The following is a 25,175-nucleotide window of genomic DNA, read 5'->3' as shown; positions in this document are numbered from 1 at the left end:
TGGCCGAACTATAGAACTACCCCTACTACGCGGCTTTTTTCAGCCCCAGCTTGCTGTGCTTGTAGCCGTAGTTGAAGTACAGAAACAGCCCGATAATCAGCCAGCCGAAGAACAGCAGCCAGTTGTTGATGCCGAGCTGGGTCATCAGGTAGAGGTTGGTGAGCAGGCCCAGGGTGGGCAGCAAGCTCAGCTTCTTGCGGAACGACAGCCACGCCAGCCCGATGCAGAACACGATGAATACCAGCATCGGGATGTAGTGGCGAAACTCCTCGTAGCCACCGTCGCCGCGCACGGCGCTGCCGAAGGCCGCGAGGCCAGCCTGGTTGTAGGCGAACAGCAAACCCAGCCCGATCAGCATGATGATCGGCACCAGAAACTGGCCGTTGATGTAGGGCACTTTGAAGCGGGCGTCGCTCTGGCCGTGCGGGTCGATGACGAGAATGCCGCCGCACACCAGCGCAAAGGCAAACAGCGTCCCGATGCTGGTCAGGTCAATCACGAGGTCCATGTTGAGCAGCAGCGCCGGCACGCCCACGAAAAAGCCCGTGACGATGGTGCTGAACGACGGCGTGTGGAAACGCGGGTGCACGCGGGCAAACACCGGCGGCAGCAGCCCGTCGCGGCTCATGGTCATCCAGATGCGGGGCTGCCCGATCTGGAACACCAGCAGCACCGAGGCCATGGCGAAGATGGCCGATACGGCCACCACGCCCGCCAGCCAGTTGAGGCCTACTTTCTGGAACACAAACGCCAATGGGTCGCCCACGCCCAGCTCGGTGTAGCTCACCATGCCAGTGAGCACCAGCGTAATCACCACGTAGAGCACGGTGCAGATGATGAGGGCGTAAATCATGGCCCGGGGCAGGTCGCGCTGGGGGTTTTTGCACTCCTCGGCCGTCGTCGAAATGGCATCGAAGCCGATGTAAGCGAAGAACACGGCCGACACGCCCTTGAGCACGCCGCCCACGCCGTTGGGCGCGAAGGGGCTCCAGTTGTCGGGATTCACGTAGAACACGCCCACGGCAATAACCGTGGCCACCACCAGCAGCTTGAGCAGCACCAGCAGGTTGGAGGCGTTCTTGGATTCTTTGATGCCGATGTACACCACGGCCGTGATGAGCAGCGTGATCAGGCCGGCCGGCAGGTCAATCACCAGCTTCAGGTCGCCGAAGAGCGTGGGGGCCGAGTTCCAGGCGTTGTAGCCTTCCAGCTGGGTGGCTGTGGCGGCCGAGAGGGGCTGGCCGGCCTGCATCAGGGCCAGCACTTCGCTGTAATGCTTGTGGGCACTTTGCATGCCCATCGTGAGCCACACGGGCATATCCCAGCCTACGCCCGAGAGCAGGCCGGTGAAGTAGTCCGACCACGAAATAGCCACCACAATGTTGCCGACGGCATATTCCATAATCAGCGCCCAACCGATAATCCAGGCCACCAGCTCGCCGAACGAGGCGTAGGCGTAGGTGTAGGCCGAGCCCGACACCGGGATGGTGGCGGCGAACTGCGCGTAGCACAGCGCCGAAAACGCGCAGGCAATGGCGGTGAACACAAACAGCAGCGACACGGCCGGGCCGCCGTCGTGCGAGGCATTACCGATGGTGCTGAAAATACCGGCCCCGATAACGGCCGCAATGCCCAGCGCCGTCAGGTCGCGGACGGTGAGGTGGCGCGCCAGGCCCCCGCCCCCGCCGTGGCCTTCGGCGTCGGCAGGCGGGTTGTGCAGGATATCAGTGAGGCTTTTGCGGCGGAACAGGCCGCCAAAACGGGAGGGAGGTAGTGTATTAGACAAAGCAGTGGAGCGAGGTAAGAGGGGCAAAAGATACAGAATAATGCGGCTAGGCTGCGTATTGCTGCTTCACAACCCCGGCAGATGACTCTGGCCTGATTTTTCGGTAGCTTTCCCCGGCGGCGGCCGGGCCACTGCCTAATTGCCTTGCCTGCTGCTACTTTCCCTCACCTTTCCCTTCCGCTATGGCCTTCTCCGTTCCGAGTCCCTGCCCCAAAGCCTGGGCCGACATGACGCCCACCGCCGACGGCCGCCACTGCGGCAGCTGCCAGCACGAAGTCGTGGATTTCTCGCGCATGACCGAGGCCGAAGTGACGGCCTGGCTGGCCCGGCCGGCGGCGGGCAGCGTCTGCGGCTTCTTCCGGGCCGGGCAGTTTGCGCCGCCCGCCGCCGTGCTGGCGCCGCCCGCCCCGCGCTGGCGCCGCTGGGTGCTCACGTCATTGGCGCTGCTCAGCTTCAAGCCGCTGGTCAGCTCCTGCCAGACCACGGCCCCCACCACCACGGCCGGCACCGCTCCCACTTCCCAAACCGACGCCCTCGCCGACGCCCCCAACGGCCAAGTGACCGTGCGCGGCCGCGTCCTTGATGACTCCACCGGCCTGGGCGTGCCCGGCGCCGAAATCTTCATCGGCGACACGCCTTACGGCGCTACCACCGATGAGCAAGGCAATTTCAGCTTCGTGATGCTGCAGAAGTGGGCCGCCGTGCAGAACGGCAGCGTGCAGCTGCGCGTGCAGGACAGCCCATTCGTGTTCGTGGCGCAGCAGGTATCCGTGGCCGTGTCACCGGCCCCGGCGCCGCTCACGGTGCGCCTGAAGTCGCGGGAAGGCCGCGGGCAGATTATGGGCCGGATTGTGCAGCACGACCCGCCCCAGAAGCCCCCGCTGAAGTAGCCCGCTGTGTGTGGCACGGACTTCAGTCCGTAGCCCGACTGCAACGGCCAGAGCGCGCCACCCAAACGAGCCGGCTGGCGCAACATAGTCGGGCTACGGACTGAAGTCCGTGCCACACCCGGAGCTATCCAGACAAAAAAATTTGAACACGGCTGTGGAATCGGGCAGCGGGCGGCATCAGAGGGGCAACATTTCTACTACCCGCCATGCCTCAGCTGCTTCGCCTCTCCGTTCCGCAGTCCTGCTCCGAAAGCTGGGCCGCCATGACGCCCGCCGCCCAGGGCCGCCACTGCGCCGCCTGCGCCAAAGTCGTCATCGACTTCACCACCCTCAGCGACGCCGAGGTAGTGGCGTTGCTGCACCGCACCGCCGCCCCCTGCGGCCGTTTCCGCTCAGACCAGCTGCAGCGCGTGTTGCGGCCATTGGCGGAGCCGGCACCGCGCTGGCGCACCTGGCTGGCGGCAGCGGCCGCCGTGCTGGGGTTGCGGGAACTGGCGGCGGAGCAAAGCGTCGGGCAGCAGCCTACGGCTTCTGTGTACACCGATTTTCTGACCCAGGACCAGCGCAAGCTCATCCGCCATCCGCAGCATCAAGTGCTTACCGATAGCATGAGTCAAGTAGTGCGCGGCCGGGTCACGGATGCCAGCACCGGCGACGGTCTGCCTGGCGTTACGATTCTCATACAGGGCACACGTATCGGTACGTCGACGAATGTGGATGGCACGTTTGAATTGCGCCTTGCGCATTCCTACGTCCTCACTCCATCTACTACGTTGAGCATCTCCTGCATCGGCTACCAAAATCAGGATATTCGCTGGGACGTGCTCCAACAGCTGACCGTACCAATTGAACTGAAAATGTCTACTCAAGCTCTGGGGGAAGTAGTGGTAACTCGCAGTTACTATGCAAAACCCTGGCACCCACGTAGCCTCTGGAATCGGGTACGTGCACCTTTTCGGTAGCAGCCGCCTAAACCTTTCTGCCCCCAAAATCCTTATTCCGGGGTATGAAGAATCTGTTGCTTGCCGCCTTATTTCTGGTTTTTGCCACCTCGGGCTGCGCCCTCAAGCCCACCAATAAGTACGACGTATTCACGGAGCGGGCCCAGCTGCCGCAGGAAGAAGCCGTGCACAAGCAGAACTCGCTGGAGTGGTGGTACTTCACGGGCCACCTGCGCGACGTGAAAACCGGCGAGCAGTTCGGCGTGGAGTATGTGTTCTTCCACTTCAACATCACCGGCAAGAAAGACTGGCAGATGGTGAACTTCGCCATCACCGACCCGCAAACCAAGCAGTTCCGCTACGACTACAAAGTGGAGCGCCTGCCCAAGCTGCTCGACTCGGCGCTGCCCGTCAGCCTGCATATGCAAAAGGACGACCAGCGCTGGACCCTGGCCGGCGTCACCGGCGAGTACCAGCTGCAGGGCCGCATGGCCAGCCACAAAGGCTACGCCATCAACCTGAGCACCAAGCCGCAGAAGCCCGTGTTGCTGCACAGCGGCACCGGCTACGAAAATTACGGCGACGTGGCCAAGGCCGGCTACTACAGCTACCCGCGCCTGACCACTACCGGCACCATTGAAGTCGACGGCAAAGTGCACGAGGTAACCGGCGACATGTGGTATGACCGGCAGTGGAACTGCAACTCCGTCACCAACAAAGGCATCGGCTGGGACTGGTTTTCGCTGCAGCTCGATGAGCCTGCCGCCGCCGTGGCCGGTACGGCATCCGCGCCGGGCAGCGTGACGCGCCACGAAATCATGACCTACCAGCTGTTCGACCGCAACTCCAGCAGAGTAGTAAACGGCGGCACCTACAACGGCCCCCAGCCGGGCCAGGCCGTAGACCTGGAAGCCAAAGACTTTCAGCTCGATGTGCTGGAATACTGGACCAGCCCGCACTCCAAGCTACGCTATCCTAGCAAGTGGAGCCTGCGCATCCCCAGCCAGCAATACGACCTCACCATCACGCCCCTCGTCGCAGACCAGGAGCTGACCCTCAAGCTGTTTGCCGGCATCAAGATGCGCTATTGGGAAGGCATGTGCCGGGTAGAGGGCACCCACAACGGCAAGCCCGTAAGCGGCAACAGCTACGTGGAGCTAACGAATCGGGGGAAGGCTGGCAAAGACCCGCTCACTCCGCCGCCTACTGCTACCACGGCCGCGCCGGCTGCGCGCTAGGCACCGCTGCCTATCCCTTCAGGACCACCCGGAACGTGGTGCCGCGCCCGACTTCGCTCCATTTCACGAAGAGGCGGCCTTGGTGGTAGTTCTCGATGATGCGCTTGGCTAGCGCTAGCCCCAGGCCCCAGCCGCGCTTTTTGGTGGTGTAGCCGGGCAGGAACACGTTGTCGATCTTGCTTTTCGGGATGCCCTTGCCGGTGTCGGTGATGTCGATGGCAATGCCGGTTTTGTCGCGCACGGGGCGGCGCAGGTGCAGCGTGATGCTACCGCGGCCGTCCATGGCATCCACGGCGTTTTTGCAGATGTTCTCAATCACCCAGTCGAACAGCGGCACGTTCACCAGCGCCGGCGTGTCGGTGGGCAGGTCGGTCTTGATTTCAAACGTCACCTTCTTCGAAACGCGGCTCTGCAGGTAGGCAATGGCGTTCTGGGTGGTGCGCAGGATGTTTTCGGGCTTGAGCACCGGCACCGAGCCGATGTTGCTGAACCGCTCCGTGATGATCTGCAGCCGCCGGATGTCCTTGCTCAGCTCCTCTACAATCGGCTCGTCCTTGAACCGCTCACTCTCGCTCAGGTAGCTCTGCCAGGCCATCAGGCTGCTCAGGGGCGTGCCCAGTTGGTGCGCGGTTTCCTTGGCCAAACCCACCCACACGCGGTTTTGCTCGGAGCGGCGCGAGTAGCTGAACGCGAAGTAGGCAATGACGCCCAGGCAGGCAATAACGGCCAGCTGCACCAGCGGATACGTGCGCAGCTGCGCCAGCAGCACAGAATCCTTATAGTAAATGCGGTTGCGCAGCCCGGCGCCCAGCTCAATAATAATGGGGCGGTGCTGCTGCTCCATCACCGCAATTTCGCGCCGTAGGTACGCAATGGCCGCCTTTTCCGACCTGCCTTTGGGCACGGTCACGTTTTTGGCATCCACGATGTTGCCCTCGTCATCAGTGAGGATGATGGGAATGGTGGTGTTGGCGTTGATGATTTCCTCGAACACAAAGTTGGTGTTCGAGTCGACCTCGGAGTTGATAATGAAGCGCTGGGCCTTGGCGTAGAGCGCAATCTGCTGCTGCTCCCGCTCCGATACGCGCTGCACCAGAATGTTGGTGTAGATAACGGTAGCTGCCGCAATGAGCAGCGCCACGGCTACAATCAGCAGCTTGATGCGGGATTTTTGGTCGTAGATGGCTATCAAAGCACGAAGGAAACGCGGGTGAAAGTCCGGCAGCAGCGGGCCGCTGGGCGCGGCGCCGGCTCCGGTTTACCCCGAAGCCCGCCGAGCGGAACGAAGGTACAACGCGCCGCCGGGCGCTGCCGTTACGCCCAAGGCCACCCACCGGGCCGCTTATCAGTTGATTTTTGTCAGTTTATCGATTCAAAAAGACGCTTTAAAGCCCTAAAACGCAATTTCAACCTTTCTCGAACCAGGATAGGTTGCTGGCTGTTTTCACGGTACCAAATTGTGCCGTAATTTTGCCTTCTGCAATTGCAGTAGCCACCCGCTATGTCCCATCCTTTCAAGGCAGTCAGTCTTTCGTTCAAAAAAGCCCCCCTGCAAATTCGGGAGCTTATTGCACTGGACGAAGCCGCCTGCCGCCGCTTTCTGCACACGCTGCACCACGAGTTGGGCCTTACCGACCTGCTGGTGCTAAGCACCTGCAACCGGACGGAAGTGTACTACTCCGCCGACCTCGACTACAGCACCGCCATTATTGCCGCCCTGGGCAAGCTCAAGGGGTTGGCCGACGCCAGCAGCTACGAGCCTTACTTTGACCTGCTCACCGAGGCGGATGCTGCCGTGCAGCACCTGTTTGAGGTAGCCATGGGGCTTGACGCCCAAGTAGTTGGTGACCTGCAGATCAGCAACCAGGTGAAGCAGGCCTACCAGTGGGCCGCCGACGAAGACGCCGCCGGCCCGTTTCTGCACCGCCTGCTGCACACCGTGTTCTTCACCAACAAGCGCGTACAGCAGGAAACCAGCTTCCGCGACGGCGCCGCTTCCACTTCCTACGCCGCTCTGGAGCTGGTAGAGGAGCTGACCGCCGACGTCGCCAACCCACGCGTGCTAGTGGTTGGCTTGGGTGAAATCGGGGCCGATGTGTGCCGCCACTTCGGCGACAGCAAGCAGTTTCAGGACGTAACCATCTGCAACCGCACCCGCTCCAAGGCCGAAACGCTGGCCGAAGAGTGCGGCCTGAAGGTGCTGGACTTCGAGAACTTGGTGCAGGGCATGAAGGAAGCCGACGTTATCGTGTCGTCGATTGCGGCCGCCACGCCCTTCTTCACCCGCGAGATGGTGCAGCACCTCGACGTGCTCAGCTACAAGTTCTTCATCGACCTATCGGTGCCGCGCAGCATTGAGGCCGAGGTGGAAACCGTGCCGGGCGTGCTCGTCTACAACATCGACGCCATCCAGAGCAAGGCCTCGGCCGCGCTGGAGCGCCGTCTGGCCGCCGTGCCGCACGTGCGCGCCATCATTGCCGAAAGCATTGCCGGCCTCAACGACTGGAGCAAGGAAATGATGGTGTCGCCGACCATCCAGAAGCTCAAAAACGCCCTGGAGCAGATCCGGCAGGAGGAAATGGACCGCTTCCAGAAGAAGATGAGTCCCGAGGAAGCCCGCCGCATGGACGAGGTTACCAAGTCGCTGATGCAGAAGATCCTCAAGCAGCCCGTCATCCAGCTCAAAGCTGCCTGCAAGCGCGGCGAGGCCGACCAGCTGATCGACGTGCTCACCGACCTGTTTGACCTGGAACACCAGCCGACGGTAGCGTAATAGCCTAAGCGGCAATTCTACAAGTCCCTCATAAGCGCAAAGGCCTTTTTCCAGCGGAAGAAGGCCTTTTTTGCTGCCTGCCCCGGGGACTACAGACGAGTATTGGAGTTGATTCCGGGGGCCGGCAGGAAGGCCAGGCTCTGGATTTCTGGTCTATACGCTGGACTGCCGCCGCCATCGGCAGCCGGCTGAGTGTGCCTGCGGCGGGCCCGCCATATTTGCGGCGGATGGCCTGCCCACCAACGAAAAAAGACCGTCTGATGGCGGTCTTTTCCGATTAAGAAGAACGAGCAGGCAGTGCCTACATCGTGTCGCAGCACTCTTCCAGCGAGTCGATAACGTCGAGCAGCTTGGGAATGGACAGCGAGTAATAGATTTTGGTACCCACCTTGAACGACGACAGAATGCCGCGGTCTTTGAGGGTGATAAGGTGCTGGGAAGCAATAGCCTGTGGCAAATCGAGCGAGCGGTAGATTTCCGTTACGGTCATCTTATCCTCTTTGCCCAGCAAATCAACAATGGCCAAACGCTTCGGGTGCGCCAGCACTTTGAGCATGGCGGCAGCCTTGTCTACTTTTTTGGATTCTACGCGTGACAGCAAAGGTTTCATAAGGAGGTACTACGGTGGCGAAGTGGAGGACGTTGTCGTCAGGAATATGCCTACTACGATATTTACGCCTCAAAGAGTTCCGGTAACAGAAATCGAACCAGAAAAACCGGGGCCATACAGGGCAGGCAGGCAACGCTATTTGCTGCCCTAACGCAGCAAAGACCCCAATTCTTACGGGGGGCTGCTTACCTTTGACCAACAAAATTATTGCCTTCCCTCCCCCACCCTTTTTCCACCCATCCATGAAAGACCTGCTGGCTAAATTCGAGAATAAGCGCCCGGAAATTGTATTCGAATGGAAAGACGCCGAAACGGAAGCCGAAGGCTGGGTGGTGATTAACTCGTTGCGCGGCGGCGCGGCCGGCGGCGGCACCCGCATGCGCAAGGGCCTGGATAAGCGCGAGGTGGAAAGCCTGGCCAAAACCATGGAAGTGAAGTTTACGGTGTCGGGCCCCGCCATTGGGGGCGCCAAATCGGGCATCAACTTCGATCCGCAGGACCCGCGCAAGCGCGGCGTGCTGGAGCGCTGGTACCGGGCCGTGATTCCGCTGCTCAAGAACTACTACGGCACCGGTGGCGACCTGAACGTGGACGAAATCCACGACGTAATTCCGATTACGGAGGATTACGGCCTCTGGCATCCGCAGGAAGGCATCGTGAACGGCCACTACCGCGCCACCGAGCCCCAGAAGATTCAGAAGCTGGGCCAGCTGCGCCAAGGTGTGGTAAAGGTGCTGGAAGATGCCGCCTTCACGCCCGACCTGAGCCGCAAATACACCGTCGCCGACCTGATTACGGGCTACGGCGTGGCTGAGGCCGTGCGCCACTACTACGAGTTGTGGGGCGAGCGGAGCGTGGCCGGCAAGCGCGCCATCGTGCAAGGCTGGGGCAACGTGGGCGCCGCGGCGGCCTACTACTTGGCCAGCCAGGGCGCCCGCATCACCGGCATCATCGACCGGGCCGGCGGCCTGATCAAGGAAGAGGGTTTCTCGCTGGAAGAAATCCGGACGCTGTTTCTGCAGCGCGAAGGCAACGCCCTCACCGCGCCGGATCTGCTGTCGTTTGAGGAGGTAAACCAGCGCATCTGGAGCAGCGGCGCCGAAATCTTCATTCCGGCGGCAGCTTCGCGCCTCGTCACGCGCCAGCAGGTGGAGCAGCTGATTGCGGGCGGCCTGGAGGTGATTTCGTGCGGCGCCAACGTGCCGTTCCAGGACCCGGAAATCTTCTTCGGCCCCACCGGCGAGTTTGCCGACCAGCACACGTCCGTCATCCCCGACTTCGTGGCCAACTGCGGCATGGCCCGCGTGTTTGCCTACCTGATGGAAACCAACGCCGAAATCACCGACCAGGCCATCTTCGGCGACACCTCGCGCATCATCCGCCGGGCCCTGGAGCGCACCCGCCTGCAGGGCGATTCGCGCACCGGCGTGGCCCAGAAATCGTTTGAAATGGCTCTGCGCCAGCTGGTATAGTTACTAGGGCTTCGGCAATAGGGCTTGGTGGTTAGGCAATAGACGGCCCAATATCACCAGGCCCTATTGCCGAAGCCCTATTCCCTAAACTCTACAGATAGAATGACCCTTTCCGAAATCCTGCATTACCGCTTTCTGGGCAACAACGTAGCCGCCTACCTGTGGTGCGTGGGCATTCTGCTGTTCGGCTACGCGTTCAAAACGCTGCTGTCGCGGCTGGTGTCGCGGGTGGTATTCCGGTTTATCCGGCGCAAAACCGAGGGAGTCAGTGAGGATCAGTTTCAGGCGCTGCTGATCCGGCCGCTGTCCATCGTGGTGTTTTTCGTGACGATTTACCTGGCGTTTCAGGTGCTCGACTACCCGGTACGCAGCTCGGAACTGACCCACAACGAGCCCTGGCCGAAAGTGGCGCTGTTCCGGCTCTACCAGATCGGCATTATCTGGGGTGTGGCCTGGATTGCCCTGCGCCTCGTCGATTTTGCGGTGCTGGTGTTTCGGCGCCGCACCAGTGCCGGCGGCAGCCTGCAGGCCGAGCTGGTGCCGTTTGCCAAAGACCTGATGAAAGTGCTCATCATTGTGCTGGCGTTTCTGGGCATTCTGGGCCGTGTATTTGGGGTGGATGTTACGGCCCTGATTGGCGGCCTCGGCATCGGGGGCCTGGCCGTGGCTTTTGCCGCTAAGGAAAGCCTGGAAAACCTGATTGCCTCGTTCACCATCTTCCTCGACCGGCCCTTTGCCGTCGGCGATTTGGTGGAAGTGGGGGGCGTGGCGGGCACGGTGGAGAAGGTAGGCTTCCGCAGCACGCGCCTGCGCACGGCCGAGAAAAGCTACGTCACGGTGCCTAACAAGTCCATGATCGACAAGCCCCTGGACAACCTTTCGCTGCGCACGGCGCGGCGCGTGAGCTTCACGCTGGCCCTGAGCCACACCACCTCCAGCCAGCAGCTGAACCGCATCGTGGAGGAAGGCAAGCGCCTCATTGCCGAAAATGCGCTGGTCACCAAGGACGTGCAGATGCAGTTTTCGGCCCTGACGCCGGCCGCCAAGGAAGTGACCGTGCAGTACTTCGTGGAAACCACCAACTACGACGAGTACCTGCAGGTGAAGGAAGAGCTCAACTACCGCCTCGTGGAAGTGGTGGAGCAAGCCGGCGGCCACTTTGCCAGCACCGGCAATACCGTGGTGCAGCTGGCGCCCGGCAGCCGCTTCGACGGCCTCAACTCCGCAGGCACGCCCACGGTGTAGCAGCCGGGCGGCCGGCTAGCGGAACTTCGGCGACTTGATGGTAGCACGGTGCTGGATGATTTCCACTTTCTCGTCCTGCGGGTAGTCGACCTGGAAGCTGAAGCCCAGGCGCTGGCTGGTGCCGGGAGCCAGCGTCAGCACCCACGTGAGCCGGCCGGTGCGCTCGTCTAGCTGGGCTCCGCTGATTTCCAGCGCTTTCACTTCAATTTCCTTTTCGCTGGCAACCGGAATCTGATCCTGTATCCGGATGCGGATGGGTTCGGTGTGGCGGTTGCGCACGTTCAGCTCGTAGGCCAGCTGCACGCGGCGCTTACCACTCAGGCCTGCCTTGCCACTGAAGTCTTTGAGCTTGGTGCGGCTCACTACCACCTGCTCATCGTAGCCCAGCGTTACTTCCAAGGAATCGTTGTAGGCCCGCTCGTTCAGGTCAACTTGGCCCACGTAGCCGCCTTTGTGGTACACGGCCGCATCGTCAGGCAGGTGCAGGCCTTCCCAGCCTGTGGCTTTGGCCGTCAGGTATACTTTGTCGGAGAGTTTGGGCAGGGCCAGGTATTCGGGGCGGGCCGCCAGCCGCAGGGGCGGCAACGAGACGTCGCGTCGGCCCCCTACGGCCAGCGTAATGGGCTCGGGCACCTCGTAGCGGGTGCTTTGCGCCACGTTGGCGGGCTGGCCTTTGGCCGTGCCTTTCACCACGAACTCATCAATGCGGCCCTCGCCGATATGGTCGCCGCCAGCAAAGTCCAGCGCCCAGGGCTCCAGCTGCGGGCGCGACACATCGTCGGCCAGGGCGTAGTTCATGATGGTGAGGCGCACCTGCTGCCACGCCAGCCCCGACTGATTACGCAGCATCCCATGCGGATCGAAGCGCAGCTCCCGCCCCGCTTCATCGGCCCGGATATCCAGCTTGGGCTGCCACGGCATGCGGCTACTCACGTAATAGCGCACCGTGAGCGGCACGGGCCCGGCCTGCTTGGTGCGCACCAGCGCCACTACCCGGTCGGCAGGGTCTTTGGCCGTTCGGGGTTCCAGCAGCGTTGCCTGTTTCTTTAGCTCTGTCTGGCGCAGCTGCAGCCGCTGGGTTTCGCGCAGGATGGCGGCCGTGCGGGTGCGCAGCAGGGTGGCGCCTTTCTGCACTTCCGCGCTCCAGTTGGCCTGGGTGCCGGCGGGCAGCGTGCGGTTGGCCTGCAAAAACACCTTCTCTTCTTCCAGCCCTTTCAGCTCGGCCTCCACCTGCTCTATTTCGTCGCGGGTGCGGCGCAGGCTGTCGAGGGCAGGCTGGTTGGCTGGCGAGGCCGGCAGCTCATCGGCGGCATCCAATGAAACCAGCTCGGCCGCCGGGCCCAGCTGCAGCTCCAACGACTCGGATTTGATTTTGGCCGACAGGTTATCGAATACCAGCCGGCTCAGGCCAGCCGGCAGCTGCACCTGCCCCTTATGTTCCAGCGACGTCCCGTTCAGGTACACCACTACGCTGGTGAGGGGAGGCCTGGCCGGGACAAGCGGGGTAGAGGTTTGAGCGGCGGCGGCCCCGGGCAGAAGCAGCAGAAAGACACGTAAATATTGGCGCATAGCTTCCCGATTCAGAATTGGGCAGCCAAGGTGCGCAGATCAAACGGCAATAAAAAAGGCCGGCGGCTCCCTCAGGAAGCCGCCGGCCTTTTTTATATTCCGGAAACTACAGCTGACGCCTAGCGGCCGCCGCCGAGCAGGCCGCCGAGCAAGCCGCCCATGCCACCGCTCATCAAGCCACCTAGGCCGCCACCGCCGGCGCTGCGGGGCTGCGAACCAGGCTGGCCACCCAAACCACCCAGAATCGACATCAGCGAGCCGAGGCCGCCGCTACCCACGTGCGAGCCTTGCTGCGGCAGGCTGCCATAAGAACCCTGCGCCCCGGCTGGTGAACCGCCACCGCCCAGTACGCCGCTCAGCAGGCCTCCACCGAGCAGACCGCCCAGCAAACCGCCCATCGAGCTGCCGCCCATGGCGCCGCTCATCAGGCCGCCCAGGGTGCCGCCGCCCATAGCGCCGCCCAGCAGACCGCCGCCGCTGCTCTGGCTGCGGCCGCCACTCATCACCTTCGACAATACCATCGGGGCCACTACGCCCAGCAGGCCGGCCATCAGTGCGCCTTTCGGGATGCCGGCGCTTTCCAGCTTGTCGGTGATGCCGCCGAAGAAGCCTTGCTTGGCCGGGTCGCTGGCATCGTGCGGCACGTGGGCCGCCTGGTCTACCACCTGGTTCAGGGTCTGAGTTTGCTGGGGCGTGATGCCGAGGTAGGCCGAAATCTTGTTGATCATGGCTTCCTCATCGTTGGCGTACGCGCCGTCGGCGCGGGCAAAGCTGATGAGGTCCGTCACGAGCGAGTAGCGCAGGTCGCTGTTGCGGAGCGCGTCGAGGTTGTTCTTGATGCTTTCGTTGCTGGCGTCGCGGGCAGCGCCCAGCACCTGCTGGGTAGCCCCGCCGGACAGGCCAGCTTCGTGGGCCAGCTGTTGCAGAAACTCTATTTCGGTGGCGGAAGCTTCCCGGTCGGCCGAGGCGAGGCTGGCAATAACACTCAGGTAGGCCGCTTTTTCGGAATCGGAGTAGTTCTGGAGAAGTTGGGAATTGCTCATCGTCGTGCAGTTGGAAAGTAGGAGGGGAATTTGCTGCACTCCTTAACGCACGCTACCTGATTTGGTTAGCGCCCGGCCTCCTACCCTGTCGTACGCCACTGCCCGCCGCGCTAAAATTCGAAGTATTCGCCGGTCTGGGGCTGCGCGGGCTTCTTTGCGGGCGGCTTTTTCAGCTCGAAAGGTTTGCGCGGCTCCGGGGCCGGTGCGGCCGGGGCTGCGGGCCCGGGCAAGCTGGTCCCGGGCAAGCCGGGGCGGCTGGCGGGCCGGGCGGTTTCGCGCGGGGCCGTTGGCACCCGGCCTGGCTGCGGGCGCCGGTCGTAGCTCACCCGGAAGTTGTCTTCATCGCCCTGAATAGCCAGCAGCAAACTGGGGCCGGTGGCCATGCCCACGGTGCGCTGCAGCAGCCCGGGCAGAATCGGGATGCTGAGGTGGTAGTCCATCTGCTGGTCGAAGGTGTGGGTGCCCGTCACCCGGATCAGGGAGGCCGCCCGCACGTTGGAGCGGATTTCCATTTCGGGTAGGTACACCGTGCGGCTCTGAATGTAGACCGGCGTGGTGAGCTGGGCGAAGCGCAAATGCCGCAGCCGTTCCCGCCCGGCAATCATGGACAGCTTCTGCAGCGGCTCGAAGTTGTTGAGCTCCCCGTTGCGCACCTGCAGGTTCAGCTCGGCCTCCAGACGGTTGGTGAGCGGCGTGAGGGCCCCATCAAAGTACAAATCCGACTCGGCGGTGGCCGTGAGGGCCCCGCGCAGGTGCCGAGCCGTAATGAACTGCTGGCCGAAATCCTCGAACGTGTAAAACAGACTATCCAGCGGCAGCTGCTGGCAGCTGATGGTGGAATGCAGGTGCAGCAGCCGCGGCTGGCGGGCATCGAGGGTGCCCCGGAAGCTGACCTGGCCGCCGCCGGCCCGCACCGTCAGGGACGGCGCGCTCAGCACCTGCTGCTGCAACCGGATGGTGCCGCGCAGCTGCCGCCCCCGAAACCGCCGAAACCGCAGCCGCTCCACCTGCGCCCGCACGTTCAGGGCCAGCTGGGTGGGCAGCCGGAACTCGTAGCTGCCGGCTCCGGGCGCGCCGGTGCTAGTGGCCGCAGCAGGGCCCGCGGGCGTAGTAAGGCGCAGGAGCTGGTCGAAATCCAGGAGTTGCGACGTCAGGTCGGCGTCGAGCAGCAGCGTCTGGTTGGGCAGCAGCGCCCAGGCCAAAGCATTGCGCAGCCGCCCCTGCAGCCGGAAATCCGACCCGCCCACCCGGCCCGTGAAGCCGGCCACCTCCACCTCGCGGCCCTGCAGCCGGAAGCTGCCTGTAAGGCCCGTGAGGGGCTGGCGCAGGTCGCGCAGGCGCAGCTGCACGTTCTGGAGCTGCAGCGTGCCGCTGGCCTGCACCGCCGCCGTAGCCGGCCGGGCCCGAAACTGCCGCAGGTTGCCGGCAAACGCCAGCAGCAGCTGGGCCTGCCCCTGCCCGCCCGGCACGGCCGCCACCGGGTAGAACTGCAGCGCCTGCGCCACGTCCAGGTCGGCGCGCACCTGCAGCTGCACGGTAGGGTCCTGGAAATTGGCGTAGCGCAAGCTGCCGCTGAAAGGCCGCCCGCGCAGCGTGCCGCGCACCTCCCGCAAGCTCAGCACCGAGGTCCGCGCCGCCTGGGCCGCTCCGTTGCTGAAGGTGCCCGCCAGAAACACGTGCTCCACGGCCTGCCGCAACTCGGGGTGGTAGAAGGAAGCGTCGCGGCAACCAAACCGGGCCTCAATGCGCGGGCTGGCCCGCCCCGACAGCTCCCCGCGCACCGTCCCGCCGAAGTACACGGCCCCGCGGCTGCGGTAGGCGCGCAGCCGCCGTGCCACCCGCGCCGGCAGCAGTGCCAGCACCGACTGCACATCGGTGTTGCGGCCCGCCACCTGCAGATCCAGCTGCACGGCCCGGCGGTAGTCAATCCGGCCGCCCAGCTCGTAGGATGCGGCCCCCACGCGCAATTCTGAGGGCTGCAGGGTCACGAGCCGCGCGTCCCGGTCCACGCGCAGGCGGGTGTTCAGGGTCAGGGGCTTGTTCTGGAAGTATGCGTCGGGGCCCAGCTGCAGGGCATCCACATGGGTGCGGCCCTGGGCCACGATATCCACCAGCGGGCCCTGCACGTCCAGTTGGGCGCGCACGTCGTGGGCCTGCACGGTGTAGCGCTGCTGGCGCTGGTCGTCGGCGTACACAGTGTTCACGCGCTCCAGCTGGATGTTTTCCAGGGCGAAGGCCAGCGGCTGGCTGCTGGGCGCGGCGGTGGTATCGAAGCGCAGCACGTCGTAGTTGGGGCGGCCTTGGGCATCGTGGCGCACCCACACGCGGCCGTCGGCCAGCGTCACGGCCCGGATGCGGTAGTGGCCGCGCAGCATGTCCCAAGCGTCGAAGGCGCAGTAGAGGCGGCGCGCCCGGGCCAGCGGCACCGTGTCCTGGGGCAGCGAGCCGCTTACGCGCAGTTCATGCAGCGTGATGGAAACGCGCGGAAACTGGTCCAGCACCGACACCTCCATGCGGCCCACCTGCACGGGCGTGGCCAGGTAGCGGTTGGCTTCCTGCACAAAAAGCGCAATGATGCGCTCCTGCCCCAGCCACACGCCCCCAACCACCGCCGCCACCAGCAAAACCAGCCCGGTCAGAAAAAAAAATAGCACTCGCCGCAGCTTTCCCAATCTTCGAAAATTTCTGACTCTAAAAGAGTTGCCTGCAAATCAGCCCGGTCCCGAACATTTTTCTGTGCTAAAGTTCGCACAAAGTGTTGCGTAATCAGAAACGACCTGCCATATTTGCATCCCCAACGGGACACGCCCAACGGGAGATTAGCTCAGCTGGTTCAGAGCATCTGCCTTACAAGCAGAGGGTCACTGGTTCGAACCCAGTATCTCCCACTTTTTTATTTTAGTACATTACCCTATCGGGAGATTAGCTCAGCTGGTTCAGAGCATCTGCCTTACAAGCAGAGGGTCACTGGTTCGAACCCAGTATCTCCCACACCCCAAAAGGACAGCCCTACCGGCTGTCCTTTTTTGTTTCCGGCCGGCTGGCAGCGGGCGAGTGTTGCCTATGCGGCGGCCGGGTTGCGTATAGCTGCTCCCCTTTCCTTCTATTCTGCCTGCCATGCTCCTGCTCGAAGTTACGGATACCGCCCGCGCCCGCCAGTTCCGCGACCTGCCCGTTCGCCTCTACCACGGCCACCCCAACTGGATTGCGCCCCTCGACCACGAACTGGAGGCTGTTTTCGACCCGAAGAAGAACCCCAACTTCGCGCACGGTGAGGCCATTCGCTGGATTCTGACCACCGAGGCCGGCGAGGTAGTGGGCCGGGTGGCGGCCTTCGTGAACGGCAGCACCGCCCACGCCGAGCCGGCGCTGCCCACCGGCGGCATGGGCTTTTTTGAGTGCATTGACGACCAAGCGGCGGCCAACCAGCTCTTCGAGGCCTGCCGGACGTGGCTGACGGCGCGGGGCATGGACGCCATGGACGGCCCCATCAACTTCGGCGAGCGGGACCGGTACTGGGGGCTGCTGACAGACGGCTTCACCGAGCCCAACTACGGCATGTTTTACCACCTGCCCTACTACCAGCAGCTGTTTGAAACCTACGGCTTTCAGCTGTATTTCAAGCAGTATACCTGCTACCGCGAAATAGCCGCGCCGCTGCACGCCCGCTTCTTCGAGGCAACCGAGCGCTACGCCGCGCAGTTTCCGGAGTTCCAGTTCCGGCACGCCAGCAAGCGCGACCCAGAGCGCATGGCCCGCGACTTCCACCACGTGTATAACCTGGCCTGGGCCAACCATAGCGGCATTGCGGCCATGACCCTGGAAAAGGCCCGCGACCTGGTGCGCCAGATGAAGCCCGTGCTGGATGAGCGCCTGGTGTACTTCGCCTATCATAACGACGAGCCAATTGCCTTCTTCGTGAGCTTGCCTGAGCTGAACCAGCTGTTCAAGCAGGTGAGCCGCAACTTCAACCTCTGGAACAAGCTGCGCTTCCTGTGGCTGAAGCACCGCTACGAGCAGCGCACCGACAAAAAAGGCTTCGGCGTGATTTTCGGGGTGGTGCCGGCGTGGCAGGGCAAGGGCATCGAGTTGGCCCTGATGGTGCACGCCCGCGCCGAGATGATGCGGGCCGGCTACACCGAGTTTGAAATGAACTGGATCGGCGACTTCAACCCGCGCATGCTAGCCGTTATCCGCTCCATCGGGGCGCGCATCTACAAAACGCACATCACCTACCGCTACCTCTTCGACCGGAACCGGCCATTCGAGCGCAGCCCGATTATCCGGTAGTAGACTGTCGTTGCACACCTGTCATTGCGAGGACGAAGGACGAAGCAATCCTTCCTCTCGTGGCAGGCACTTTCCTTACCGCAAAGCCCTCCGGCGTTAGTGCACCACACTACTGCCGGAGGGCTTTCTGCTGAGGGTCGCTTGTCTCACGGAGAGGAAGGATTGCTTCGCTCCGCTCGCAATGACAGGCTATTTGCTGAACTGTGCGTGCAGCTCAAGTACCTGCGGAATAAGCAGATGCTCGTCGTCGTTGCGAACGATGTAGTGGGCGCGCTGCATCTTTTCCTCTTCGCTGAGCTGCTTGCCGATGATGGCCAGGATGTCGGCGGGGGTGCGGTGGGGGTCTCGGCGCAGCACGCGGGCCTGGCGCACGGGCAGCGGGGCAAACACGGTGATGATCTGGTCGAGGCCCTTGTACGCCCCCGATTCAAAGAGCAGGGCAGCTTCCTTCAGTGTGTAGCGGTGGCCTTCCTGGGCGCGGGCGGCACTCCAGGCAGCAAAGTCGCGGCCGACGGCGGGGTGCACCAGGGCATTGAGGCGGGCCAGCTCGGCGGCATCGGCAAAGGCGACGCGGCTCAGGTGCACGCGGTTCAGCTGGCCGGCCGCGTCAAAGGTTTCGGGCCCGAAGGCGGCCACCAGCTCGTCGCGCAGCTGCGCATCGTTGGCCATCACCCATTTGGCCCGGAAGTCTGAGTCGTACACGGGCACGCCCAGCACCTGAAACAGCCGGCACACCACGCTCTTACCCGAGCCTATCCCACCCGTAATTCCAATTCGAAGCATATTTTATTTGGTGATGGGGTGATGGGGTGATGGGGTGATGAGGTGATGAGGTGATGAGGTGACAGGTGACAGGTGACAGGTGACAGGTGACAGGTGACAGGTAAAGGAAGAACGTCATTCCGAGCAGCGCGAGGAATCTCGCGTGCTGATGTTGCAATAATAATCCAACGTCAGCACGCGAGATTCCTCGCTCCGCTCGGAATGACGTTCTTCCTTTACCCTATTACTTCATAACCCCCATCACCCCACTACTTCATCACCCCACCCCCACTCACAGATACGCGGACGGTGGGGGTGATGACGCGGCGGCCCCGGACGAGGGCCGGCACCTGGGCCAGCACGGGCTGCAGGCTGGAATCGGGGCCGGCGAACTGGCCGTAGTGGAGCTGCACGCGAACCTGGCTACGCTGCTGGCTGAGGCGGGCGCTGTCCTCGGGGAAGCACTGCAGGCGCACCTGCACCGTGGCCGGCCGCAGCTGGTACTCCCGGCCCGCCGGAAATCCGGATAGCTCGGGCACAATGCGCATCAGCACGCTCACCAGCGGGCGGGGCTGCAGGCGCACGCGCACCTCGGGCACGCTGGTTTTCACCAGGTCGGGCCCGCCGATGGGCACGCTCATGTCGCCGTTGGAGCTGCTGGCCGGGGCGCGGGGCAGGTGCACCGGGTAGGGGTTGGACAGCGCCAGCACCTGCCGCGCCGGCCCCCGAAACACCACCGAAGCCGGCGTAAATCGGGCCGCAAACGGCAGCGCCGAGCCGTCGGCGGCGGGGCTCAGGGCCAAAGGCAGCCGGCGGCTCAGCAGCCGGTCGAAGGCCACCCACAGGGTATCAGAAATCAGGTAGTTGAACTGCAGCCCTTCCATGGAGGCCTGTAGCGCCGGCCGCACCACCCGCCCCGTCACGTAGCGCGTGGCGGGCAGCCCGGGCAGCGTGATTTCGGCGGGCTTCATGTCCAGCATCAGGTGCTTGCGCAGCAGCTTCCAGCCCCGGGTTGTCACGTTCACAGCTACCTCGGTGGGCAGCGGCTGCACCGGTACGTAGCGCGTGGCATCGTAGCGCCAGGCCAGCGGATAGGCAATGCGGGTAGTATAGGTTTTGTTGAGGGCATTGAGCAGCCAGAACGTGCTGGCCGCCAGAAAGCACGCCGTCACGGCCCGCCAATAGCTCCGCTCCTGCCCGTAAAACGGGCTGAAAAACCAGCGCATCAACTGGGCAGAGCGGTTTAGCGGCATTGGGTACGGAGTAAGGTTTCGGGCTTGGCAAGCCAGGACGAAGGCAACTCACTGTCGGCGTTGTCCTTCGTCCCGGGTCTGGCTTACGCTACAGTGTCTTTTACGCTGTCCTTGGCGGGCTTCACTTCGCGGGCAATGGCCGAACGGTCGAACTTGAGCTTGGTGCCGCGGTCCACTTCAATGATAACGGCTTCGTCGGTCAGGTCCACCACTTTGCCGTGCAGGCCGCCGATGGTTACCACGGTAGCGCCTTTGCCAATCGACTCGCGGAATTTCTTGGCTTCGGCGGCTTTGCGTTGCTGGGGCCGGATCATGAAGAAGTAGAGCACCACCGCAATGGCCACCGGAAACAGATACGACATAAAGCTCTCGTTGGTGGCAGCAGCCTGCAGCAAAAGGGTAGCAAACATGTAAAAAGGCGTGAGGAGGTGAAAAAGAATGAGGTGGCAAGGTACTGCCATCCGGGGTAACGCGAAGGACCTTATGCCAGCAGAACCGCCGACGTTGTCGCGACGCATTCCGCTGCCATAAGGTCCTTGGCGCAGCGCAGCTTGGCGGGTCGGCCAGGCTCAGCAAAGAGGCACTACTGCCGAACCGGGCCCTGCGCGCCGTCGGGCAGGATGTTGGCCTTAATGGCAATAACCGTGGTGCTGGGCGTGGTGTTGGCCTGCACCGAAATCTGCTTGTTCTGCATGCCCGACTTGCCGTGGCTGTCGAACTGCACGTCAATCGTGCCGGTGGCGCCGGGCGCAATCGGCTCTTTGGTCCAGTTGGGCGTGGTGCAGCCGCACGATGCGGTGGCGTTTCCAATCAGCAGCGGCGTTTTGCCGGTGTTGGTGAACGTGAACGTGTGCTTCACCACCGAGCCGGGCTGGATGTCGCCGAAGTCGTGGTCCGACTCGGCGAAGGTCATCACCGGGGCGTTGGGGTTGGGCACCTCCGTTTCGTTGGTCACGTTGGGGTTGTCCACGGTGGGGTTGGCGGCAGCCTCGGTGGCGGCGGCATTCATGCCTTCGGCGCCCACTTCCGTGGTTTTATCGGTGTTGCAGGCGCTGGTCAGCAGAGTGCCGGCCAGCAGGAAAAGGAACGTGCGTTTCATGGAATGAGAGTTGGAATGTAGCCAAGGCTTCCGCCGGGGCCGGATAGCAGCACAACAAGCGGCCGCCCGAAAACGGTCAAACACGCTTCGGCTGACCGGCAGCACAGGCGGGAGCCTGGGCTACTTGGTGCTACTGCAAATTAGCAATAATCGACTGGGTGAACTCGCTGGTCGAGGCCGTGCCGCCCAGGTCGCCGGTACATTTTTCCTTGGTCTTGAGGGTGGCTTCCAGGGCCTTCTCAATCCGGTCGGCGTGCTGGTGCTCGCCGAGGTGGTGCAGCATCATCAGGGCCGAGCGCAGCAGGGCCGTGGGGTTGGCTTTGCCCTGGCCGGCAATGTCGGGGGCCGAGCCGTGCACGGCTTCAAAGATGGCCATGTCGTCGCCGATGTTGGCACCGGCTACCACGCCCAGGCCGCCCACGAGGCCGGCGCACAGGTCAGACAGGATGTCGCCGAACAGGTTGGTGGTTACCACCACATCAAACTGCTCGGGCTTGCCCACCAGCTGCATGCACATGTTGTCGATGATCTTGTCTTCGAACACGATGTGCGGAAACTCGTTGCTGGCTTCCTTGCAGGCGTTCAGCATCAGGGTGCCGGCCATCTTCAGGATGTTGGCTTTGTGGGCCAGAGTCACCTTCTTGCGGCCGTGCTTGTCGGCGTAGGCGAAGGCGGCGCGGCAGATTTTGCGCGAGCCTTCCTTGGTGATGCGGTTGAACGAGTCGGCAATGCCCAGGCGCTCATCGTACACTTCCAGGCCCGAGTACAGGCCCTCGGTGTTTTCGCGGAACAGCACCAGATCAATGCCCTCGTAGCGCGTTTTGATGCCGTCGGTGGTTTTAGACGGGCGCACGTTCTGGTAGAGGTCGTACTTCTGGCGCAGCGTCACGTTGATGCTGCGGAAGCCCTTGCCCACCGGCGTCGTAATGGGGCCTTTCAGCGCCACGCGGTTTTTCTCCAGCGACGTCAGCAGCGCCTGCGGAATCAGCTCGCCCGACTGGTCGAAGGTGGTCTGGCCGGCGTTCTGCTCTTCCCATTGCACCGGCACCTGGGCCGCCGTGAAGATGTCCGTAACAGCTTTCGTGATTTCCGGGCCGATGCCGTCGCCGGGGATGAGGGTGATAAGGTGCATTGTATTGATTTGCTGATTGTTTGATGTACTAAGGTGCCGCCAGGACCAGCGTTGCCCATCGGCAGCGCAAAGGTACCCAAGCGCGGCCGGTGCTGAAAATGAAAATGTGCTGACGCGCTGCCGACAGTTTCCTGCACGCAGCACCTCAGCACATCGTCACGTTCGGTTGGTCACTTAAACTGTCTTGCGCGAGTTGATCTGGTTGATGAGCTGATCCACGTCGCCGAGCAGCTGCTCGGCCTTGCTCTTGGCGTCCTGAATCACGCGCTGGCCTTCGCTCTTGGCCGAGCTGGGCCCCTGGTCGGCGCGGTTGGTCACCAGGTTTTCGGTGAGGTCGGCCAGGGTTTCGCGGTACTTCTCCAGCTGATAGCTCAGCCAGCTGCGGGTTTCGCGGCCTTTTTCAGGCGCATACAGGAGGCCAATGGCGGCGCCGGCCAGGGCTCCGCCCGCGAAGCACAGAATACCGGTAGTGGTTTTGCTACCCATTTTTTTAGTCTTGAGTATGAAGTAGGGAGTAAGGAGACAAACTTGATGAGCTTGAGTACGAAGTAACGCACAAACGAGATGCAACTTGCCCGGGGTCAGCAAAACCGGCGCCGCCTGCTCTGCTTGCCCGATACCAGGCTCCCACCACGCCTTACTGGTTGTCGAGCAGGCCACGGCCCGACTTGCGTATGGCGCCGCTGGCGGTCAGGTCCTGGGCTAATTTATCCAGAATCCCGTTCACGAACTGCTTGCTCTTGGGCGTGCTGTAGATTTTGCTGATTTCGATGTACTCGTTGATGGTCACTTTCACCGGAATACCCCGGAACAGGTGCATCTCGCAGAGGGCCATCTTCAGCAGAATCTTGTCGGTGAGGGCCACGCGGTCCACGTCCCAGTTCTGCACCGATTCGGCAATCAGCTTCTCGTACTTGTCGTCGTCGGCTAGGGTCTGCTGATAGAGGCTTTCGGCAAACTCCTTGTCCTCGGCCCAGTTCGCCGACAGCGCCATCAGCTCCAACTCCTCGGTGGCGGGCTCGTCGAGCATCTTCACCGTCTTGAGCACCAGGTTTTTCACGATGGACCGGTTTTCCTCCCAGTTCAGGTCGTCTTCCTCGATGTAGCGGGGCAGGTTTTCGCCTTTGAACACGTAGGTTTTGTAGAGGTGCTTGAGCATCTCCTGGTCCTCGGTGTAGTTGCCGGCCGGGGCGGCCAGGTAGCTGATCAGCTCGGGGTCCTGGCGCATTTCGTTGCGCCAGGCCATGCGCAGGGCCTCCATTTCCTCTTCGCCGTGCCACTGCTGGGCCCGCCGGATGGTGAGGGCCTGCAGCTGCGTATTGCCGATAAGCTTCTGAATCACCAGGTTTTCTTCGAGGCGCGTGGTGTCCAGGGCCGGCTCCGCAGACGCAATGTGCTTGCGGGCGGCGCGGGCCTTGTCTTCCTCAATCACCTGCAGCAGCGACTCGGGGATGTTGAGCAGGTGCAGGTACTGGTCGTGAATGCTCTCGGCGGCGTGCACCATCTGGCCGCCGTAGAAGGTGCCGTCTTTGGCAATGGCCTTCTTGTAAAAGCTGATGGCGTCCTGCACGGCCGAATGGATGGCAGCGTCGTCGCCCTTTTCGGGTTCTTCGCCGGTTTTGTGCCAGTCCTTGAACACCACCTCCGCCAACTTGCGCTGGCCCTGCAGCTTGCGCCGGTCCTGCGGTTCGGGCGAAGTCAGATCGGGCGCGAAGGCATCCGCAATCCGGTCATTGGCCAACAAAAAATCGGACCCGACGGCCTGATGGTAGGCGTACAGGGCCTGCATGACCTTGATGCGGAGCGTGCGACGGTTGAGCATTGAATTGGGTGTTGAATGGCTTAATGGTTAAATGGCTGGTCGTTCAGCTAACTCGTTGCCCGATCAGCCATTTAACCATTAAGCCATTCAACCATTTAAAAAGTGGATTTGACTTTGCCGAGCGAGGCAATGCGCTCCTCGGCCTGCCGGGTGGCGGCGGCTTGTGGGTGGCTTTGCTCCTGTTCGGCTTTGTTGAGAACCTGGGTGGTGATGTCGTAGATTTTCTCAGTCTGGGTGAGGGCCGACTGGCGGCTGCCCCCAATAACTTCCGAATATACGTTGATCAGGCCACCGGCATTGATGAGGAAGTCGGGGGCGTACACGATGCCACGCTCCACGAGGGCCGGTCCGTGCGTGTTTTCGTCCTGGAGCTGGTTGTTGGCGCATCCCGCCACCACGCGGCACTTCAGCCTATCGATGGTGTCGTTGTTGATGGTAGCACCCAGCGCGCAGGGCGAGTAGATGTCCACGTCCTGGTCGTAGATTTCGTCGAGACCCACGGCGCGGGCGCCAAAGCGAGCGGCGGCCTCCAGGGCGCGGTCTTCGTAGTAGTCGGTGAGCACCAGCTGGGCGCCTTCCTTCTGCAGATACTCCAGCAGATACGTGCCCACGTGGCCCACGCCCTGCACCGCAATGCGCTTGCCGGTCAGCGAATCAGACCCGAACGCCTTTTTGGCGGCGGCCTTCATGCCCATGTAGGTGCCGTAGGCCGTCACCGGCGAGGGGTCGCCGGAGCCGCCCATGCTTTCGGGCAGGCCCGCCACGTGCTTGGTTTCCATCCGGATGTACTCCATGTCCTTGGTGGTCATGTTCACATCTTCGGCCGTGATGTACTTGCCGTTGAGGTTTTTCACGAAGCGGCCAAACTTGCGCAGCAGGGCTTCGGTCTTCAGGCTCTGGTCGCCGATGATGACGGCCTTGCCACCGCCCAGGTTCAACCCCGAAATGGCGGCTTTGTAGGTCATGCCGCGCGAGAGACGCAGCACGTCGTTGAGGGCTTCGGCGTCGGAGGCATAGTGCCACATGCGGGTGCCGCCTAGGGCCGGGCCCAGCACCGTATTGTGGATGCCGATGATGGCGCGCAGCCCGGTTTCGTGGTCGTGGCAGTATACCACCTGCTCGTGCTGGTGCTCGGCAATCTGACTGAAGACCGATGTATCGGTCACTTGCTGGATTTCAACCATTGGATGAAGAAATGGGGGTGGGTGGGAGGAGGAGGGAGAGGGAAGAGAGCGGGGCGTGTAACTTTG

At 62.7% G+C, this 25,175-nt stretch carries 21 protein-coding genes and 2 tRNA genes; 9 read left to right on the top strand and 14 right to left on the bottom strand.

From position 1 onward, the window contains the following. Positions 1 to 25: 25 nt before the first annotated feature. Positions 26 to 1,786, bottom strand: coding sequence for an amino acid permease (locus O9Z63_RS17885; protein ID WP_270126725.1), 1,761 nt, complete (start codon positions 1,784 to 1,786; stop codon positions 26 to 28). A 182-nt stretch (positions 1,787 to 1,968) separates the two neighbouring features. Here O9Z63_RS17885 and O9Z63_RS17880 point away from each other — a divergent pair, with 182 nt between their 5' ends. The 3 genes from O9Z63_RS17880 to O9Z63_RS17870 all read left to right on the top strand — a co-directional run bounded on the left by O9Z63_RS17880 (position 1,969) and on the right by O9Z63_RS17870 (position 4,855). After that, a complete protein-coding gene (locus tag O9Z63_RS17880) occupies positions 1,969 to 2,676 on the top strand; it encodes a carboxypeptidase regulatory-like domain-containing protein (protein ID WP_270126724.1) in 708 nt (235 codons plus the stop codon). A gap of 206 nt (positions 2,677 to 2,882) precedes the next feature. Next, positions 2,883 to 3,638 carry a carboxypeptidase-like regulatory domain-containing protein gene (locus O9Z63_RS17875; protein WP_270126723.1) on the top strand — a complete coding sequence of 252 codons (756 nt, stop codon included), beginning with the start codon at positions 2,883 to 2,885 and terminating at the stop codon, positions 3,636 to 3,638. Between the two features lie 44 nt (positions 3,639 to 3,682). After that, entirely contained in the window at positions 3,683 to 4,855 is a 1,173-nt protein-coding gene (locus O9Z63_RS17870) for a lipocalin-like domain-containing protein (RefSeq protein ID WP_270126722.1), read from the top strand. Positions 4,856 to 4,865: 10 nt separating this feature from the next. Here O9Z63_RS17870 and O9Z63_RS17865 read toward each other — a convergent pair whose 3' ends face one another. Further along, positions 4,866 to 6,047: an ATP-binding protein gene (locus O9Z63_RS17865; protein ID WP_270126721.1), complete on the bottom strand. Its 1,182-nt coding sequence runs from the start codon at positions 6,045 to 6,047 to the stop codon at positions 4,866 to 4,868. A 309-nt stretch (positions 6,048 to 6,356) separates the two neighbouring features. Between O9Z63_RS17865 and hemA the strand changes: the two genes are divergently transcribed. Then, a complete protein-coding gene (hemA, locus tag O9Z63_RS17860; protein WP_044014965.1) occupies positions 6,357 to 7,628 on the top strand; it encodes a glutamyl-tRNA reductase in 1,272 nt (423 codons plus the stop codon). 301 nt (positions 7,629 to 7,929) lie between these two features. Here the strand turns inward: hemA and O9Z63_RS17855 are convergent, their stop codons facing one another. After that, the gene (locus O9Z63_RS17855) at positions 7,930 to 8,238 is read right to left on the bottom strand and encodes an ArsR/SmtB family transcription factor (RefSeq protein ID WP_044014970.1); all 309 of its coding nucleotides are present in this window, start codon (positions 8,236 to 8,238) and stop codon (positions 7,930 to 7,932) included. 242 nt (positions 8,239 to 8,480) lie between these two features. Between O9Z63_RS17855 and O9Z63_RS17850 the strand changes: the two genes are divergently transcribed. After that, positions 8,481 to 9,710: a Glu/Leu/Phe/Val dehydrogenase dimerization domain-containing protein gene (locus tag O9Z63_RS17850; protein WP_044014974.1), complete on the top strand. Its 1,230-nt coding sequence runs from the start codon at positions 8,481 to 8,483 to the stop codon at positions 9,708 to 9,710. A gap of 102 nt (positions 9,711 to 9,812) precedes the next feature. Beyond that, positions 9,813 to 10,955, top strand: coding sequence for a mechanosensitive ion channel family protein (locus tag O9Z63_RS17845; protein WP_270126719.1), 1,143 nt, complete (start codon positions 9,813 to 9,815; stop codon positions 10,953 to 10,955). Positions 10,956 to 10,970: 15 nt separating this feature from the next. Here the strand turns inward: O9Z63_RS17845 and O9Z63_RS17840 are convergent, their stop codons facing one another. The 3 genes from O9Z63_RS17840 to O9Z63_RS17830 all read right to left on the bottom strand — a co-directional run bounded on the left by O9Z63_RS17840 (position 10,971) and on the right by O9Z63_RS17830 (position 16,221). After that, entirely contained in the window at positions 10,971 to 12,524 is a 1,554-nt protein-coding gene (locus O9Z63_RS17840; protein ID WP_270126718.1) for a DUF4139 domain-containing protein, read from the bottom strand. A 119-nt stretch (positions 12,525 to 12,643) separates the two neighbouring features. After that, complete coding sequence (locus O9Z63_RS17835) at positions 12,644 to 13,567, bottom strand: TerB family tellurite resistance protein (RefSeq protein WP_270126717.1); 924 nt, start codon at positions 13,565 to 13,567, stop codon at positions 12,644 to 12,646. Positions 13,568 to 13,677: 110 nt separating this feature from the next. Continuing rightward, positions 13,678 to 16,221, bottom strand: coding sequence for an AsmA-like C-terminal region-containing protein (locus O9Z63_RS17830; RefSeq protein ID WP_270126715.1), 2,544 nt, complete (start codon positions 16,219 to 16,221; stop codon positions 13,678 to 13,680). Between the two features lie 159 nt (positions 16,222 to 16,380). Between O9Z63_RS17830 and O9Z63_RS17825 the strand changes: the two genes are divergently transcribed. From O9Z63_RS17825 to O9Z63_RS17815, 3 genes are all read left to right on the top strand, one after another. Beyond that, positions 16,381 to 16,455, top strand: a tRNA-Val gene (locus O9Z63_RS17825). A 28-nt stretch (positions 16,456 to 16,483) separates the two neighbouring features. Further along, positions 16,484 to 16,558, top strand: a tRNA-Val gene (locus O9Z63_RS17820). A gap of 126 nt (positions 16,559 to 16,684) precedes the next feature. Continuing rightward, positions 16,685 to 17,857: a hypothetical protein gene (locus O9Z63_RS17815; protein WP_270126713.1), complete on the top strand. Its 1,173-nt coding sequence runs from the start codon at positions 16,685 to 16,687 to the stop codon at positions 17,855 to 17,857. Between the two features lie 189 nt (positions 17,858 to 18,046). Here the strand turns inward: O9Z63_RS17815 and coaE are convergent, their stop codons facing one another. From coaE to O9Z63_RS17775, 8 genes are all read right to left on the bottom strand, one after another. Beyond that, positions 18,047 to 18,640: a dephospho-CoA kinase gene (gene coaE, locus O9Z63_RS17810; protein WP_270126712.1), complete on the bottom strand. Its 594-nt coding sequence runs from the start codon at positions 18,638 to 18,640 to the stop codon at positions 18,047 to 18,049. Positions 18,641 to 18,888: 248 nt separating this feature from the next. Further along, positions 18,889 to 19,872, bottom strand: a complete 984-nt coding sequence (locus O9Z63_RS17805; protein ID WP_270126711.1) for a hypothetical protein — start codon at positions 19,870 to 19,872, stop codon at positions 18,889 to 18,891. Between the two features lie 83 nt (positions 19,873 to 19,955). After that, positions 19,956 to 20,282, bottom strand: coding sequence for a preprotein translocase subunit YajC (gene yajC / locus O9Z63_RS17800; RefSeq protein ID WP_270126709.1), 327 nt, complete (start codon positions 20,280 to 20,282; stop codon positions 19,956 to 19,958). Between the two features lie 173 nt (positions 20,283 to 20,455). After that, on the bottom strand, positions 20,456 to 20,971 hold the full coding sequence (locus tag O9Z63_RS17795; RefSeq protein WP_270126708.1) for a DUF1573 domain-containing protein: 516 nt from the start codon (positions 20,969 to 20,971) through the stop codon (positions 20,456 to 20,458). A gap of 130 nt (positions 20,972 to 21,101) precedes the next feature. After that, positions 21,102 to 22,103, bottom strand: a complete 1,002-nt coding sequence (locus tag O9Z63_RS17790) for an isocitrate/isopropylmalate dehydrogenase family protein (protein WP_044014991.1) — start codon at positions 22,101 to 22,103, stop codon at positions 21,102 to 21,104. Positions 22,104 to 22,277: 174 nt separating this feature from the next. Continuing rightward, positions 22,278 to 22,589: a YtxH domain-containing protein gene (locus tag O9Z63_RS17785; RefSeq protein ID WP_044014992.1), complete on the bottom strand. Its 312-nt coding sequence runs from the start codon at positions 22,587 to 22,589 to the stop codon at positions 22,278 to 22,280. 151 nt (positions 22,590 to 22,740) lie between these two features. Then, positions 22,741 to 23,925, bottom strand: a complete 1,185-nt coding sequence (nusB, locus tag O9Z63_RS17780) for a transcription antitermination factor NusB (protein WP_270126706.1) — start codon at positions 23,923 to 23,925, stop codon at positions 22,741 to 22,743. Positions 23,926 to 24,020: 95 nt separating this feature from the next. Beyond that, entirely contained in the window at positions 24,021 to 25,109 is a 1,089-nt protein-coding gene (locus tag O9Z63_RS17775; RefSeq protein WP_044014996.1) for a Glu/Leu/Phe/Val dehydrogenase dimerization domain-containing protein, read from the bottom strand. Positions 25,110 to 25,175: the final 66 nt, after the last annotated feature.

The organism is Hymenobacter yonginensis (assembly GCF_027625995.1).
Lineage (GTDB): Bacteria > Bacteroidota > Bacteroidia > Cytophagales > Hymenobacteraceae > Hymenobacter > Hymenobacter yonginensis.
Note: the sequence above shows the minus strand (reverse complement) of the source record. Positions and strands in the feature narration are given on the sequence as shown.